The following is a 15,475-nucleotide window of genomic DNA, read 5'->3' on the forward strand; positions in this document are numbered from 1 at the left end:
GGGGCCCGGGCGGGACGGAGCCGTGAGTGTCTTCACGTTCGCCCTGTCGGTGGGATCAGCTGTCGGCGTTGGCCGCGGCCTCTTCGATCATGGGCACGTAGCGCTCGATGACCCAGGGGACGGTGAGCGGGTTGATGATCGAGGACGCGGTGACGAAGGAGGTGTCCTCGGCGGCGACCACGGCTCCGCTCTCGACGGCGGGGATCGCCGCGTAGAGGTCCTGCGCCTCGATCTCGGCGCGCGTCTCGTCGTCGGTGTAGAACGTGAAGAGCAGGTCGCTGTCGGCGAGCTGGTCGGCGTTCTCCAGGCCGATGATGGCGGAGTCGGTGCCCTCGGTCTCGGGGAAGGTCTCGACGACGGGGTCGACGGTCAGGCCCAGGCCGCGCACCATGGCGACGCGCTGCTCGTCGGGGAGGAAGACGCCGAGCGTGCCGGGGCCGTCGGTGTAGACGTAGGAGAAGGTGAGGTCGGCGAACTGCTCGTTGGCCGCGGCCGCCTCCTCGAACTGGGTCTCGATGTCCCCGATGAGGCCCTGCGCCTCCTCGGGCTGCCCCAGCGCCTCGCCGATGATCTCGATCTGCTGGTCCCAGTCGGTGCTCCAGGGGAGCTCGGGGTAGGCGACCGTGGGGGCGATGTCGCTCAGGATGTCGTACTGCTCCTGGGTGACGCCGGACCAGGGGGCGAGGATGACGTCGGGGGCCAGCTCGATGATCGCCTCGAAGTCGATGTCGTCGGCGCCGGCGAACTGCTCGGGCAGCTCCTCGCCGGACCCGGTGACGGCCTCGTGGATCCAGGGGAGGTACCCGGTGCCGTCGCTGCCCCACTCGTAGCTCTCGACGCCGACCGGGACGACGCCCAGGGCGATGGCGGTCTCCGCCGAGCCCTGCCCGAGGGTGACGACGCGCTCGGGCTGCTCGGGGATCTCGGCGGTGCCGAGGGCGCTCTCGATGCTGACCGGGAACGCGCCGCCCGCCGTGCCGCCGCTCCCGCCGCCGCTCCCGCCGGTGTCCTCCTCGGCGCCGCCGCAGGCCGTGAGGCCGAGGGCGAGGAGGGCGGTGAGTCCGATGCCGCTGGCGCGGTGGAAGGTGGAGGCCATGCTCACACTGCTTTCTTCGTCATGAGGGTGGCCGCGTCGTACCCGGCGGGCCCGTTCCGCGCAGGGGCTATCGGCCCCGAGGGGAAACACGGAGGACGAAACGGGAGAACCCCGACAGAACAAAGGTTAGTCTAACCTCACTTCCCACGGATTTCAAAAATTCTGAACCCGCCGGACGGACTCCGCCCCAGGTCAGGCGTCGCAGGAGCACGCCCCGGCCCGGGGTCCGGACCCCGGGCCGGCGGGCAGGAGGGTCAGGACCTCCCCAGGTGGACGCGGGCCTCCCAGGGACGCAGGGGCGCGAACAGCCCGTCCTCCTCGGGGTAGTTGCCGATCAGCCGTTCGGGATCGCGCCCGGCGACCTTGGGGTCCAGGTCCAGCTGAGCCGTGTCGGCGCCCCAGTTCACCAGTACCGTCAGCACCCGGTCGTCCAGGGTCCGGGTGTAGGCGTACACCGCGGGGTCCTCCTCCGCCAGGGGCTCGAACCGGCCGTGCACGATCACCGGGTGCTCCTTGCGCAGCGCGATCAGGCGCCGGTAGTAGTGGAACACCGAGCCCCGGTCGGCGACGGCCGCCTCCGCGTTGATCTCGACGTGGTTGGGGTTGACCCCGATCCACGGCGTACCGGTGGTGAACCCGGCGTTGGGCGAGGCGTCCCACTGCATGGGCGTGCGCGCGTTGTCCCGGCTCATCCGGGCGATGCCCGCCATGGCGGCGTCCGCGTCCACCCTGCCGCCCTCCACCGCGGCGCGGTGGTAGTTGAGGGTCTCCACGTCCCGGTAGTCGCCGATGTCGGCGAGGTGGGCGTTGGTCATCCCCAGCTCCTCGCCCTGGTAGACGTACGGCGTCCCCTTCATCATGTGCAGGGTCGTGGCCAGGGCGGTCGCCGACTCGACCCGGTACCGCTCGTCCCCGAAGCGCGACACCGCCCGGGGCTGGTCGTGGTTGTTCCAGTACAGGCTGTTCCAGCCGGTCCCGCCCAGGCCCTCCTGCCAGCGGTTGAGGGAGCGCTTGAGATCGCGCAGGTCCAGGGGGCGCGGGTCGAACTTGCCGCCGGGCCCGTGGTCGAGTTCCACGTGCTCGAACTGGAACACCATGTCGAGCTCGCGGTTGGCGGGGTCGGTGTGCACGCGGGCCTGCGCCACGTCCACCCCGGGCATCTCGCCGACGGTGAGCACGTCCCTGCCCGCGAAGACCTCCCTGTGCATCTCGTGCAGGAACTCGTGCAGGCGGGGGCCGTTCACGGCGTACTCGGCGAAGGACCCGTGCCCGTGCTCCCCCGAGACCGGGCCGTCGGGCATCTGCCGCGTCTTGGAGACGAAGTTGATCACGTCCATGCGGAACCCGTCGGCGCCCCGGTCCAGCCACCAGCGCGCCACGTCGTGGACGGCCTCGCGCACCCGTGGGTTCTCCCAGTTCAGATCGGGCTGGCGCCGGGTGAACAGGTGCAGGTAGTACTCGCCGGTGGCCTCGTCCTGGGTCCAGGCGGGGCCGGAGAACACCGAGCCCCAGTTGTTGGGCGGCCCGCCGTCGCGCCCGGGCCTCCAGAAGTAGAAGTCGCGCTTGTCGGGGTCCCCCGCGCGGGAGGCGGTGAACCACGGGTGCTCGTCGCTGGTGTGGTTGACGACCAGGTCCATCACCAGGCGCATCCCGCGCTCGTGCAGCCCGTCGCGCAGCCGGTCCCAGTCCTCCAGGGTGCCGAACCGGGGGTGGATGTCCCGGTAGTCGCTGATGTCGTACCCGTTGTCGTCCCACGGCGAGGGGTAGACGGGTGAGAGCCACACGACGTCGACGCCCAGGAGTTTCAGGTAGTCGAGCCTGGCGATGACGCCGGGAAGGTCGCCGACCCCGTCGCCGTCGCTGTCGTGGAAGCTGCTCGGATAGATCTGGTAGACGACGCTGGACTTCCACCAGTCGGCGCTCTGCTCCAGGGGCATAGGGGTCCTCTCCTCCGCGGCCGCGTGTGAGCCAAGTTACTGGAGCGCCCCGGGTCGGGACAGTTTTCCTCGATCGTCTTCCCGATTCCCGCAAGATCCCCGCCAACTGGTCTGGACCGGTAGGGTGGCGAACCGCTCGGACGAACCGGGTCCGATCGAAGGAAAGCGGGAAATATGGGGCGCGGCGCACTGTCGGAGCAGGTCGAAGGCGTGTGGCGGTCGGGCGGCGGACGGAAGCTGTGGTCGCGGAACTTCTCCTTGTTCTTCTCCGCCCGCGTCGTGGCCAAGCTCGGTGACGGGATGCTGCCCGTCGCCCTGTCGGCCGGGCTGATCGCGCACGGACACGGGGCCGGCGGGATCGGCCTGGCGATGGCGTCCTTCTCCGCGTGCTTCGTGGCCTTCGTGGTCTTCGGCGGAGTGCTGTCCGACCGCTGGGGGGCGCGCCGGCTGATGATCGCGGCCGACCTGGTGCGCGTGGCGACCCAGGGCACGGTGGCGGTCCTCTTCCTGACCGGGCACGTGGTGCTGTGGCAGATCTGCGTGATCGGCGCCGTGAACGGGATCGCCGCAGGCGCGTTCCAGCCGGGCGTGGGCTCGGTGATCCCGCGGGTGTCCGGGGACGTGCACGGGGCGAACGCGGTCATCCGCACCGCCGAGGCCCTCGCCATGCTGCTGGGCCCGGCCGTGGCCGGGCTGCTGGTGGCCCTGTTCTCCGCCGCCGGCGTCCTGGCCGTCCACGCGGGCGCCTACGCGGTGGGGGCGGTCCTGCTGGGGTTCGTCCGACTGCCCGGGACGGTCAGACGGCGGGGCCAGGGGCCCGGTTACGCCGCCGACCTGGCGGAGGGGTGGCGCGAGTTCCGCAGCCGCACCTGGATGTGGTCGGTGATCCTGTTGTGGATGGTGCTGATGGTGAGCATGTGGGGACCTCAGGTCCCCCTGACCGCGAGTGAGATCATCACCGGCCACGGCGCCCAGGCGTTCGGACTCGTCAGTTCCGCCCTGGGCGGCGGCACGGCCCTGGGCGGCCTGGTGGCGATGCGGGTGCGGCCGCGGTTCCCCCTCCGGGCGGGCACGCTCGCGCTGTTCGGCGCCGGAGCGTTCTCCGTCAGCGTCGGGCTGGGCCTCCCGGCGTCCGCGCTGGCCCTGGGTGCGGCGGTCAGCGGCGCGATGATGGGCTTCTGGGGCGTCATGTGGAGCACCAGCGTGCAGACCCACACCCCCCGCCCGGTCCTCGGCCGGATCCACTCCTACGAGATGGCGGGCTCCCTGGCGATGATGCCCGTGGGGCAGGCCCTGGCGGGACCGGCCGCGGAGCTCTTCGGGGCGCGGCCCCTCCTGCTCGTCGGCGGGGCGGCCACCCTCGTGGTGGGCCTGGTGCTGCTCATGGTGCGCCCCGTCCGGAACCTCCGCGCCGTCCCGGCGCGGCACTGACACCGCCCGCGGCCGAGCCGGCGCCGACCGCCCCGGGCCGCCCGGGCACCACGCCTGACCTGCACAGGCCCTGATCCACCGCCGCCCCTACAGCCCCCCGTGCGTCGACGCGGTGGCCGGACCCGCCCAAATAGTCTATATTTCCTACTGCTTTAGTCGGAAGATGGCGCCGCGCACCCGCCGGCCACGACACCGCGCAACGAGAGAGGAGTCCCGATGGGCGCAGAACCGCTCCTGTCCGTCGACGGGGTCGCGATCGGGTACCCGGGCCCGGGCGGCCGCGTACCGGCGGTCGCCGGCGCCGACCTCACCGTCGGCCACGGCGAGACCGTGATGCTGATCGGCCGTTCCGGCTGCGGGAAGTCCACCGTCCTCAAGGCCGTCGCCGGCTTCCTCACCCCCTCCGCCGGGCGGATCTCCTTCCACGGCGCGGAGGTGGAGGGCCCCGCCCCGGACCGGGCCGTGGTCTTCCAGGAACTGGACCAGCTCTTCCCCTGGCGCACCGTCCTCGGCAACGTCGCCTACGCGCTGCGCGCGACCGGCACGCCGCGCGACGAGGCGCGCGCACGGGCCACGGCCCAGCTGGAGCTGATGGGGCTCGGACACGCCCTGGACCGCCACCCCCACCAGCTCTCGGGGGGCATGAAGCAGCGCGTCGCGATCGCCCGCGCGTTCGCCCTGGAGCCCCGCATGCTGCTGATGGACGAACCCTTCGGCGCCCTCGACGCCCAGACGCGCGGACGCCTCCAGGCGGAACTGGCCGGACTGGCCCGGCGCACCCGCGTGAGCATCCTCTTCGTCACCCACAGCATCGACGAGGCCGTGCTGCTCGGCGACCGGGTGGTGGTGCTGGGCGGGCGCCCCTCGTCCGTCGTGGAGACCCTCGACGTCGCCGGCCTGGACAGCCCGGACACCGAGGGGTTCACCGCGGCGCGCCGCCGCCTGCGCGCGCTGCTCTCCGACGACAGGGAGGAGGCCGGCCGTGCCGTCCTCGACTGAGACCGCGCCGCCCGCCGACGCCGGCGCAGGGGGCCGGCGGTCGGACGGCCCCTGGTCGCGGCTTCCCGTCGGCCTGCGCAGGAGCGCCCTCCTGGTGGCGCTGCTCGGGGTGTGGCAGTTGTACGTGGTCGCCGCCGGCGTCAGTCCGCTCGTCTTCGCGGGGCCCTGGGACGTGGCCGCCGCGTTCGCGGAGGGGTGGGGCGGCGGCGCCCTGGTGGGACCCACCCTCACCACCCTGCGGATCCTCGGCCTGGGGATGCTCATCGGCACGGCGCTGGCCGTCGTGCTCACCGCCCTCGCGGTCGCCACGCGCTTCGGCGACGACCTGCTGACGCTGCTCACCGCGATGGTCAACCCCCTGCCGTCGGTGGCGATCCTGCCCCTGGCCATGCTGTGGTTCGGCCTCGACGAGACCGCCCTGGTGTTCGTGGTGGCCAACGCCGTCCTGTGGCCGATGGCGGTCAACATCGGCATGGGCTTCCGCACCGTCCCGGCCACCACGCTCATGGTCGGCCGCAGCCTCGGCCTGCGCTCGTGGCGGCTGATCCGGGACGTGCACCTGCCCGCGGCCCTGCCGCACACCGTCGCCGGGGTCAGGACGGGCTGGGCGTTCGGCTGGCGCACCGTCATCGCCGCCGAGCTGGTCTTCGGGGTCGCGGGCGCGCAGGGAGGGCTCGGGTTCTTCATCAACGAGGCCCGCTTCCACCTGGACATCCCGGACGTCTTCGCGGGCCTGGTGACCATCGCGCTGATCGGGATCGCGCTGGACCTGCTGTTCACACTGCTGGAGCGGCGGACCGTCGTCCGCTGGGGCATGAAAGAGGGAGCCGCCCTGTGACCGCCATCCGTACACCACGGTCCCCCGGACGCCGCGACGTGCTCCGCGGCGGCCTCGGCCTGCTCGCGGGCGCCGCCGTCGTGGGCGCCGCGGGGTGCTCCGACGGCTCCGGGGCCTCGGACGGGTCCGGCACGGTGGCGATCGCCACCGGATACGGGCTCAGCTACGCGTCGCTGACCGTCGTCGAGGCCAGGGGGTGGCTGGCGGAGGCACTGCCCGACCGCACCGTCGAGTGGCAGGTGCTGAGCGGGGGCTCGGCGAGCCGGGACGGCATGCTCGCGGGCAGCCTCCAGGCGGGCACCGGCGGCCTGGCGCCCTTCCTCCAGGCACGCGACAGCGGCGTCCCGTGGAAGGTCGTCACCGGCCTGAACAACATGCCGCTGTGGATGGTCACCACGGACGACCGCATCCGGAGCCTGTCCGACATCACCGGCGCCGACCGCATCTCCTCGCCCCAACCGGGCTCGATCCAGTCGATCGTGCTGGCGCACGCCGCCCGGGAGGAGTTCGGCGACCCGGACCGGTTCACCGGCAACCTGGTGGCCATGCCCCACCCCGACGCCCTCCAGGCCCTGCTCAGCGGACAGATCGCGGCGGCGGTCACCGCTCCGCCGTTCCAGTACCAGGCCGAGGCCGAGGGCGCGCGGGTGCTCCTCGACAGCTACGAGGTCCTCGGCGGTCCGCACGGCTTCAACGTGGTCACCGCCATGGAGGACTACGCGGAGGAGAACCCCGACGTCGTCGAGGCCCTGCACGCCTGCGTGGAACGCGCCAACGAGCTGATCACCGGGGACCCCGAGGCGGCCGCCCGCATCCTGTCCGAGGCCGAGAACGGGGCGGTCACGGCGGAGGAGTACCTGGAGCACCTGGGCCGGGACGGCATCGAGTACACGACCGCGCCGCAGGGCCTGGAGAGGATCGGCTCGTTCATGGCCGAGATCGGCGCCATCGGCACCGCCCCGGAGAGCTGGGGCGACCTGGTGTTCGACACCGTCGCCGCCGAGGACGGCAGCTGACGCGGGGCCCGCGCGGTTCCGCCGCCCGCCGACCGCCGCGCCCGGTAGCGTGTCGGAGCCCGTCCACAGGGGGCCGCGCACAGGTTGTCCCGGTCCCCGCCCGGGCATACGGCAGAGGACACGACACGAAAGGGACCCCATGTGCCTCCACGGAACCGGTGAGACCGTCCGCGCGCGGAACGGCCTGTCCGACTCCGCCCCGGCCGGCCCCCCGCCCCCGCCGCCCGGCCCCCTTCCGTGGCCCCGGGCCTTCCACCGGGTGGCCGACCTGAGCCACGTGATCTCGCCGACGATGGCCGGGTGGGACGACGTGAAACCCGTGCGGGAGACGGTCTCCGAGGCCGCCCCCGAGGGGGAGTTCGGCCTCTACGTGCAGCAGTGGACGTTCGGTGAGCACACGGGGACGCACCTGGACGCCCCCGGGCACGTGATCGGCGGCGGCCGCCTGGTCCCCGACATCCGGCCGGAGGAGCTGGTCGCGCCCGCCGCCGTCATCGACGTCAGGGCCCGCGCCGCGGAGGATCCGGACACCACGGTCACGGTGGACGACGTCCTGGCGTTCGAGCGGGCGCACGGGGAGATCCCGGCCGGGGCGGCGGTGCTGATGAACTCGGGGTGGAGCGCCCGCTGGGCGCGGGGGGACGAGGCGGTGCGCGGGGTGGCGGCCGACGGCTCGTGGCACTTCCCCGGCTTCGGCGCGGAGGCGTGCGAGTTCCTGGTCGCCCGGAGGCGGGTCGCCGGGGTGGGGGTCGACACGCTGAGCACCGACCCGGGTCGCTCCACGGACTTCGCCGCGCACGAGGTGCTCGGCCGCGCCGACCGGTGGGGGCTGGAGTCGCTGACGGGACTGGACCGGCTGCCGCCGACCGGAGCCCTGCTCAGCATCGGGGTGATGCCGGGGCTGGACGCCTCCGGCGGGCCGAGCAGGGTGCTGGCCCTGTGGTGACGACGGCCGCGGCGCGCCGCCCCCGGCGCGGCGGCGCGGCCGGGCCCACAGGGCGGTTCCTCAGCACCCCCGGGAGCGCGGCGCCCCGCGGCCGTCCGGGTGCCATTCCAGCAGCATGATGGTGGCGTCGTCGGTGAAGCTGCCGCGCTGGTGCTCGTGGATGGCGTGGATGAGGCGCCGCAGGGTCTCGGGGGCGGGCTCGTCGGCGGAGGCCGCACGGATGACGAAGTCCGCGAACTGCTCGAGGCCGAACATCCGCCCCTCGCTGTCGTGGGCCTCGGTCACGCCGTCGGTGTAGAGCAGCACCTGGTCTCCGGGTTCGAGCCGGACGCGGTGGACGGTGCGCGCCTCGGTCCCGCCCAGGACGCCGCCGAGGCCGAGGGGCACCTCCGGTTCCCGGTCCAGGGCCCCGGGCACCAGGCGGCGGTCCCGGATGAGCAGGGGCGTGGGGTGGGCGCAGTTGGCCCAGGAGAACATCCCGTCGGCCAGCTCCAGGGTGGCGAAGACACCCGTGCAGAAGCGTTCGGGAAGCCACTGGAGCAGGGCCTTCTCCACACTCGCGGTGAGCTCGGCGAGGTCGGCCCCGTTGCGCCTGGCGCTGCGGGCCCCGGCCATGGCCACCGACGCGGTCAGGCCGGAGGCCAGGTCGTGGCCCATCGCGTCGAGGATGACGGCGTGCAGGGTGTCCTTCGTGATCGAGTGGTCGAAGGCGTCGCCGCCGAGCTCGTAGGCGGGTTCGAGGACGGCGGTGGACACCCCCCGCGTGGTGCCGAGCGTGCGCGGCGGCAGGAAGGCGCGCAGCATCTCGGTGCGCAGCTGCACCGGCCGCGTGCGGGTGTGGCGGACGTAGGTGTCGCTGTAGGCGCGTTTGGAGGTGACCACCAGGGCCAGGAGGGAGGCCAGCGTCTGGCAGCGGCGCAGGGTGGGCTCGTCCAGGGACTCCGTCCTGACGTGCAGGACGCCCATGCGGTCGGCGCCGTCGCGCAGGGGGAGCCACAGGCTCAGTTCGCCGTCGCCCCCCTCGTCCAGCCGCAGCGTGTCGGAGCGGTAGGCCTCCCCCGCCTCGGTGGAGTCGACGCCGAGCGGGGGTCCGCCGGTGAGGGGGAAGAGGAGGTTCTGCTGGATGTCGACCACGTGGACGGTGACCGCCGTGAGGCCGATGGCCTGGCCGTAGCGCTCGGCCGCCTCCAGGACCTCGATCGGCCCGCAGCCGTGCACGGACCTGACCAGCTCCTCGAACAGGAGCTCGCCCTCACCGATCGGGGACCCGTCGACCATGCGCCCACCTCCCCCGCAAGTCTCACACCGGGGGGCGCGCTCGGGGCGGCACGAAGGCCGCGTGTCCCCCGGGACACGCTCCTGCCGTCCGCCCCACGGAGCGGGGACCGCCGGGGTCAGGCCGAGCGGTCGCGGCGCCGCCTGTTCTGCTCGGTGCGGATGCGCGGCACGATCGTGGGGTTCACGTTGTCGATCACCGTCTCCCGACTGATGATCACCTGCCCCACATCCTCACGCGAAGGCACCTCGTACATCACCGACAACAACACCTCCTCGATGATCGCCCGCAACCCACGCGCACCCGTCCCCCGAATAATCCCCTGCTCAGCAATCGCCTCCAAAGCCTCCGGCGTGAACTCCAACCCCACACCGTCCAACTCGAACAACCGCTGATACTGCTTCACCAACGCATTACGCGGCTCCGTCAAAATCCGGATCAACGCCCCACGATCCAGATCATCCACACTCGTGATCACCGGCAACCGACCGATGAACTCCGGAATCATCCCGAACTTCAACAGATCCTCCGGCATCACCTCACCGAACAACCCCGACTCCGCCACCTCACCCCGAGGCCGCAGAACCGCATTGAACCCCATCCCCTGCTGACCCGTCCGCGACTCGATGATCTTCTCCAGACCCGCGAACGCCCCACCACAGATGAACAACACATTCGTCGTATCGATCTGAATGAACTCCTGGTGCGGATGCTTGCGCCCACCCTGGGGCGGCACACTCGCCGTCGTCCCCTCCAAGATCTTCAACAACGCCTGCTGCACACCCTCACCCGACACATCACGCGTGATCGAGGGATTCTCACTCTTACGCGCGACCTTGTCGACCTCATCGATATAGATGATCCCCGTCTCGGCCTTCTTCACATCGTAATCAGCCGCCTGGATCAACTTGAGCAGGATGTTCTCCACATCCTCCCCCACATACCCCGCCTCCGTCAGCGCCGTCGCGTCCGCGATCGCGAACGGCACATTCAGGATCCGCGCCAACGTCTGCGCCAACAGCGTCTTCCCCGACCCCGTCGGACCCAACAGCAAGATGTTGGACTTCGCGATCTCCACGCCCTCCGACCCCGGACGCTCACCCTCCGACCGCACACGCTTGTAGTGGTTGTACACCGCCACCGACAAGGCCTTCTTCGCCTGGTCCTGACCGATCACATACGAGTCCAGGAACTCGTAGATCTCCCGCGGCTTCGGCAACGAGTCCCACGACAGCTCGGTGGCGTCGGCGAGTTCCTCTTCGATGATCTCGTTGCACAGATCGATGCACTCATCGCAGATGTACACGCCGGGGCCGGCGATGAGCTTCTTCACCTGCTTCTGGCTCTTACCGCAGAATGAGCACTTCAGCAGGTCCCCGCCGTCGCCGATGCGTGCCACCCAGCCACTCCTCAAAACTAAGGCCGCCCCGCCGGTGCCGCTCTGACGCGAAACCGCACGGAAGTCGAATCTCCCGTACCCGTCCACGAAGGTCACGGACGGGGCGATCTGTGTGTCGCTCTCCGCCAGACTAAGCGAAAAACCGGACCGGCTTCACCACCGGGCTCCCCCAGGCGGGTCAAGGGCCGGTCCGGCCCACGCTTCACCACTGCCGAGAATCCCCGGCGGAACACCCCGTTCCCAGGGGGCCGCGGAAGGACTTTCGGCTCCGTCACACCCCTACTTGAGGGAGGCCTTGCGGTACGGCAGCACGAAGTCGATGATGCCGTACTCCTTGGCCTCCTCCGCCGTGAGGATCTTGTCCCGCTCGATGTCCTTGGAGACCTGCTCCGGCGTACGACCGGTGTGGCGGGCCAGGGTGGTCTCCAGCTGCGTACGGATACGGGTGATCTCGTTCGCCTGGATCTCGATGTCGCTGGCCTGGCCGTGCATGCCCTCGGTCGCGGGCTGGTGGATCAGGATCCGGGCGTTGGGGAGCGCGCCGCGCTTCCCGGCCGTGCCTCCCGCGAGCAGGATCGCGGCTGCCGACGCGGCCTGGCCGATGCACACCGTCTGGATGTCGGGGCGCACGAACTGCATCGTGTCGTAGATCGCCATGAGGGACGTGAAAGACCCTCCGGGCGAGTTGATGTACATCTGGATGTCCCGCTCGGAGTCGAGCTGCTCAAGGGTGATGAGCTGGGCCATCAGGTCGTTGGCCGACGTGTCGTCGATCTGCACGCCGACGAAGATGATCCGCTCCTCGAAGAGCTTGTTGTACGGATTCATCTCCTTGACGCCGTACGACGTCCGCTCCACGTAGGACGGCAGGACGTAGCGGCTCTGGGGAGCCATCGAGGCCGCGCCGCCGATGAGACTGGGGTTGTACTCGGTCATTTCACGCCTTCCACGCACTGCGCCGTTCCTGGGACCAGGTCCGACGGGTCAACTCTGGGTACGGTCACCTGGTCACGTCGAGGGTGCCCTCGAGCACCTCGTCGATGAAGCCGTACTCCTTGGCCGCCTGAGCGGTGAACCAGCGGTCGCGGTCGGCGTCCTTCTCGATCTGCTCGACCGTCTGCCCCGTGTGCTCGGAGATCTTCTCGATGAACATCTTCTTCACGTACAGCAGCTGGTCTGCCAGGATCCGGATGTCGGAGGCGGTGCCCCCGATACCACCGGACGGCTGGTGCATCATGACGCGGGTGTGCGGCAGCGCGTAGCGCTTGCCGGGGGCGCCGGCGCACAGGAGCATCTGGCCCATGGACGCGGCCATGCCGATGCCGACGGTACGGACATCGTTGGGGATGTACTGCATGACGTCGTAGATCGCCATGCCCGCGGTCACGGACCCACCCGGCGAGTTGATGTACAGGGTGATGTCCCGCTGGCGGTCCTCGGCGGACAGCAGCAGGAGCTCACCAACCAGGCGGTTGGCGATCTCGTCGTCGACCTGCTGGCCGAGGAAAACGATTCGCTGGCGCAACAGGCGCTGAGGCGTCTGCTCAATAAAAGGGGAAATCTGCGACTCGGACGTACGAGCGTCGAATCGCGGGGACTCATCAAAGGTCGGCGGCACTCTCGTCACCTGCTCCGGAATCGAAACGGTTGCGATACAGCGACACTAACGCCGACGGAAGCCGGGCTCGTCCGGATACCGTCCCTGTTCGCTTTGAGCGCAGGGTGGCGCAGGGCCCGTACAGCACTTTCTTCCACCAGCGAACACATCGGGCCCCGACCGGCCCGAGGGGTCGGTCGGGGCCCGTGCACGCCGGGCGCGAAGCCTACTTGGCTTCCTCGGACTTGTCGTCGCCGGCCTCGTCGGCCGCGGCCGCGGGGGCCCCGGTCTCCTCGGCGTCGTCCTCGATGACCTCGAGGGACTCCTCGGCGGCGACCGCGGCGGCCTTGGCCGCGGTCTCCTCGGCGTTCTCCTGCTCGATGACGTTGCCGTCCTCGTCGGTGACCCGGGCGCCGGCCAGGACCAGGTCCATGGCCTTGCCGCGGACGACCTCGGTGAAGGCGACGCGGATCTGGTTGGACTCGACCAGGTGCTGGGCCAGCTGGTCCGGGCTCACGCCCATGCGCTGGGCCTGCTCGAACACGTACTGGCTGAGCTCGCCCTGGTCGGCGCTCAGGTCTTCCTGGATCGCCAGCTGGTCGAGGATGAACCCGGCCTTGACGGCCGAGCGGGCGCCCGTGGTGAGCTCTTCGTCGAACTCCTCCTCGGTCTTCTCCTGCGACTCCAGGTAGGCCTCCTTGGTGAGACCGCCCTGGGCGAGCTGCTGCTCCAGGCTCTGGCGACGGCGGGTGATCTCCTCGTCGACGACCGCGTCGGGCAGCGGCACGTCGACGGACTCGATCAGCTGCTCCAGGGCCTTGTCACGGGCCGCGGAGAGCTGCTGGAGGCGGCGGACCTCCGACATGCGCTTGCGCACGTCGTCGCGCAGCTCCTCGATCGTGTCGAACTCGGAGGCCAGCTGGGCGAACTCGTCGTCCAGCTCGGGCAGCTCCTTGACCTTCACACTGTGCACGGTGACGGTGACGTCCGCCTCCTTGCCCTCGTGCTCACCACCGACGAGGGTGGTCTTGAAGGTGGCCTCGCCGCCGGCCTCCATGCCCACGAGGGTCTCGTCGAGGCCCTCCAGCATGGCGTTGGTGCCGACCTCGTAGGAGTAGCCGCTGACCGCCACGTCGTCGAGCTTCTCGCCGTCGATCGCGGCGGAGAGGTCGATGGACAGGTGGTCACCGGTCTCGACGGGGCGGTCGGCCCCCACGAGGGTGGAGAAGCGCTCGCGCAGCGTGCCGATCTGCTCGTCGATCTGCTCGTCGGTGACCTCGGCGCTGTCGACGGTCACCTCGATGCCCTTGTAGTTCTCGACCTCGAACTTGGGGCGGACGTCGACCTCGGCGGTGAACGCGAGCTCCTCGTTGTCCTCCAGCTTGGTGACCTCCACGTCGGGCTGGCCGAGCGCGAAGAGCTCCTCCTTCTGGATGGCTTCGTTGTAGAGCTCCGGGACGGCGTGGTTGACCGCTTCGCTGATCACCGCGCCGCGGCCGACGTAGCGGTCGATCAGCCGCGCCGGCGCCTTGCCCGGGCGGAAGCCCTTGATCCGGACCTGCTTGGCGAGCGACTTGTACGTCACGTCGAAAGCGTGATCGAGCTCCTCGAAGGGCACCTCGATGGTCAGCTTGACCCGGGTGGGGCTCAGCTCCTCGACATCGGTCTTCACGGGGCGGTACTCCTAGGTTTGCCGGCTGGTGTCCGCGTCGGCCCGCAGGCGCACCACACACAACGGCGAAATGCACGAGCGCACCCCGGGGCCATGACGACCACGTTCACACGGGGTGCCCTGCGACGGGCTGGGACTTACAGTTTCCTGCTGATCGCACCAAGTCTAGGGCAGATACACAGGGGGCCACGGCGTACGGCCGGAGGCCGATGCCACGGATGGTTTCGTCGGGGTGGCGGGATTCGAACCCGCGGCCTCATGCTCCCAAAGCATGCGCGCTAACCAAGCTGCGCTACACCCCGTACACCGCACCAAGGATCGCACTCCCGGGATGGGGGTGCGACCACGGCTCGGGAGACTGTACTCTTGTCTCCGTCGGCTCCACGAGTCTAGAGGAAACTCGAAGGCTCCGGCGCCACGCGGGCGTAGTTCAATGGTAGAACCCCAGCCTTCCAAGCTGGTCATGCGAGTTCGATTCTCGTCGCCCGCTCCACCGCTCCACCCCGGGCCCCGGCCCCTCCTGCCGGGCCCTCGCACCGGGGCGCCCCGTCTCCACGGCACGGCACACCCCCGCGCGAACGCCCCGGCCGTCCCACGGACCCGGCGGACCGGGGAGCCCGGCCCTGCTCCCCGGAGGCGGAATACCCGCCCCGAACGGGTACGTTGACCTTTCGGGCGAACCCGTCGGCGCGGATCGGACACGGGGGCCCTCGCTTCGTTGGGACGGGTGGCTGAATGACGGACACGGACGCGACGCACGGCGCCGACACTCCCCTCGGCGCCCACTGGTTCGAGCGGCCCGAGCTCCTGGAGCGGCCCGCCGTCGTCACCGGAGCCTTCGACGTCCTGCACGTCGGACACGTCCGCTTCCTCCGGTCCATCGCCGAACGCGGCCTGCCCCTCGTCGTCGGCATCGAGTCCGACCGCAGGGTGGGCGCCTGGAAGGGGCCCGGACGCCCCGTGAACCCCGCCGAGGAGCGCGCCGAGACGGTGGCCGCGCTCGCCTGCGTCAGCGGCGCCTTCGTCATCGAGGGCCCGCCCGGGGTCGCCGACTGGTCCGCCTACGCCGAACTCCTGCGCCCGCTCGACCCCGCCGCCCTGGCGTACACCGCCGGGGACCGGTACACGCAGGCCAAGATCCGCGGAGCCGACGCCCTCGGCGCCCAGGCGTGGGAGCTGCCGTTCACCCCCGGCCGCTCCACCACGGCCGCACTGGGCCGGCTCGCCCACTCCCTCTGACCCCCCGAGCCGCCGGAGAGCCCCCTGGC

The 15,475-nt window shown here is 70.8% G+C and carries 13 protein-coding genes and 2 tRNA genes; 7 read left to right on the forward strand and 8 right to left on the reverse strand.

The genetic code is table 11. The annotated features are described in order from the left end of the window. Positions 1-55 precede the first annotated feature (55 nt). Both ACWGL3_RS07605 and ACWGL3_RS07610 read right to left on the reverse strand, forming a co-directional pair. On the reverse strand, positions 56-1,096 hold the full coding sequence (locus ACWGL3_RS07605; protein WP_452461072.1) for an iron-siderophore ABC transporter substrate-binding protein: 1,041 nt from the start codon (positions 1,094-1,096) through the stop codon (positions 56-58). Between the two features lie 254 nt (positions 1,097-1,350). Continuing rightward, positions 1,351-3,033: a glycoside hydrolase family 13 protein gene (locus ACWGL3_RS07610; protein ID WP_452461066.1), complete on the reverse strand. Its 1,683-nt coding sequence runs from the start codon at positions 3,031-3,033 to the stop codon at positions 1,351-1,353. Between the two features lie 174 nt (positions 3,034-3,207). Here ACWGL3_RS07610 and ACWGL3_RS07615 point away from each other — a divergent pair, with 174 nt between their 5' ends. From ACWGL3_RS07615 to ACWGL3_RS07635, 5 genes are all read left to right on the forward strand, one after another. Next, positions 3,208-4,464 (forward strand): MFS transporter, encoded by a 1,257-nt coding sequence (locus tag ACWGL3_RS07615; RefSeq protein ID WP_452461067.1) that lies wholly within the window; start codon positions 3,208-3,210, stop codon positions 4,462-4,464. A 216-nt stretch (positions 4,465-4,680) separates the two neighbouring features. Continuing rightward, positions 4,681-5,463, forward strand: a complete 783-nt coding sequence (locus ACWGL3_RS07620) for an ABC transporter ATP-binding protein (protein WP_267949082.1) — start codon at positions 4,681-4,683, stop codon at positions 5,461-5,463. Continuing rightward, positions 5,447-6,301, forward strand: a complete 855-nt coding sequence (locus tag ACWGL3_RS07625; protein ID WP_452461068.1) for an ABC transporter permease — start codon at positions 5,447-5,449, stop codon at positions 6,299-6,301. The genes ACWGL3_RS07620 and ACWGL3_RS07625 overlap by 17 nt, the downstream gene beginning before the upstream one ends. Further along, positions 6,298-7,317, forward strand: coding sequence for an ABC transporter substrate-binding protein (locus ACWGL3_RS07630; RefSeq protein WP_267949080.1), 1,020 nt, complete (start codon positions 6,298-6,300; stop codon positions 7,315-7,317). Before ACWGL3_RS07625 ends, ACWGL3_RS07630 begins: the two co-directional genes overlap by 4 nt. Positions 7,318-7,456: 139 nt before the next feature. Beyond that, entirely contained in the window at positions 7,457-8,263 is an 807-nt protein-coding gene (locus ACWGL3_RS07635) for a cyclase family protein (protein ID WP_267949079.1), read from the forward strand. Between the two features lie 60 nt (positions 8,264-8,323). Here the strand turns inward: ACWGL3_RS07635 and ACWGL3_RS07640 are convergent, their stop codons facing one another. The 6 genes from ACWGL3_RS07640 to ACWGL3_RS07665 form a co-directional block, all read right to left on the reverse strand. Continuing rightward, complete coding sequence (locus ACWGL3_RS07640; RefSeq protein WP_267949078.1) at positions 8,324-9,541, reverse strand: PP2C family protein-serine/threonine phosphatase; 1,218 nt, start codon at positions 9,539-9,541, stop codon at positions 8,324-8,326. 116 nt (positions 9,542-9,657) lie between these two features. Next, entirely contained in the window at positions 9,658-10,938 is a 1,281-nt protein-coding gene (clpX, locus tag ACWGL3_RS07645; protein ID WP_452461069.1) for an ATP-dependent Clp protease ATP-binding subunit ClpX, read from the reverse strand. A gap of 279 nt (positions 10,939-11,217) precedes the next feature. Continuing rightward, entirely contained in the window at positions 11,218-11,874 is a 657-nt protein-coding gene (locus tag ACWGL3_RS07650) for an ATP-dependent Clp protease proteolytic subunit (RefSeq protein WP_267948591.1), read from the reverse strand. Positions 11,875-11,938: 64 nt separating this feature from the next. Further along, the gene (locus ACWGL3_RS07655; RefSeq protein ID WP_267948590.1) at positions 11,939-12,463 is read right to left on the reverse strand and encodes a ClpP family protease; all 525 of its coding nucleotides are present in this window, start codon (positions 12,461-12,463) and stop codon (positions 11,939-11,941) included. Between the two features lie 298 nt (positions 12,464-12,761). Next, entirely contained in the window at positions 12,762-14,207 is a 1,446-nt protein-coding gene (tig, locus tag ACWGL3_RS07660) for a trigger factor (RefSeq protein ID WP_267948589.1), read from the reverse strand. A 227-nt stretch (positions 14,208-14,434) separates the two neighbouring features. Further along, a tRNA-Pro gene (locus tag ACWGL3_RS07665) sits at positions 14,435-14,509 on the reverse strand. Positions 14,510-14,626: 117 nt separating this feature from the next. On the opposite strand from ACWGL3_RS07665, the gene ACWGL3_RS07670 reads away from it, so the two are divergent. Both ACWGL3_RS07670 and ACWGL3_RS07675 read left to right on the forward strand, forming a co-directional pair. Beyond that, positions 14,627-14,700 (forward strand) — tRNA-Gly (locus ACWGL3_RS07670). A gap of 242 nt (positions 14,701-14,942) precedes the next feature. Further along, complete coding sequence (locus ACWGL3_RS07675) at positions 14,943-15,446, forward strand: adenylyltransferase/cytidyltransferase family protein (protein ID WP_267948588.1); 504 nt, start codon at positions 14,943-14,945, stop codon at positions 15,444-15,446. The last annotated feature ends 29 nt before the right edge of the window (positions 15,447-15,475 follow it).

It is taken from the genome of Nocardiopsis sp. NPDC055824 (assembly GCF_053616335.1).

Coding starts and splice junctions, on each gene's coding strand:
- ACWGL3_RS07605 (WP_452461072.1), bottom strand. CDS start 1,096: ATGGCCTCCACCTTCCACCGCGCCAGCGGCATCGGACTCACCGCCCTC.
- ACWGL3_RS07610 (WP_452461066.1), bottom strand. CDS start 3,033: ATGCCCCTGGAGCAGAGCGCCGACTGGTGGAAGTCCAGCGTCGTCTAC.
- ACWGL3_RS07615 (WP_452461067.1), top strand. CDS start 3,208: ATGGGGCGCGGCGCACTGTCGGAGCAGGTCGAAGGCGTGTGGCGGTCG.
- ACWGL3_RS07620 (WP_267949082.1), top strand. CDS start 4,681: ATGGGCGCAGAACCGCTCCTGTCCGTCGACGGGGTCGCGATCGGGTAC.
- ACWGL3_RS07635 (WP_267949079.1), top strand. CDS start 7,457: ATGTGCCTCCACGGAACCGGTGAGACCGTCCGCGCGCGGAACGGCCTG.
- ACWGL3_RS07640 (WP_267949078.1), bottom strand. CDS start 9,541: ATGGTCGACGGGTCCCCGATCGGTGAGGGCGAGCTCCTGTTCGAGGAG.
- ACWGL3_RS07650 (WP_267948591.1), bottom strand. CDS start 11,874: ATGACCGAGTACAACCCCAGTCTCATCGGCGGCGCGGCCTCGATGGCT.
- ACWGL3_RS07675 (WP_267948588.1), top strand. CDS start 14,943: ATGACGGACACGGACGCGACGCACGGCGCCGACACTCCCCTCGGCGCC.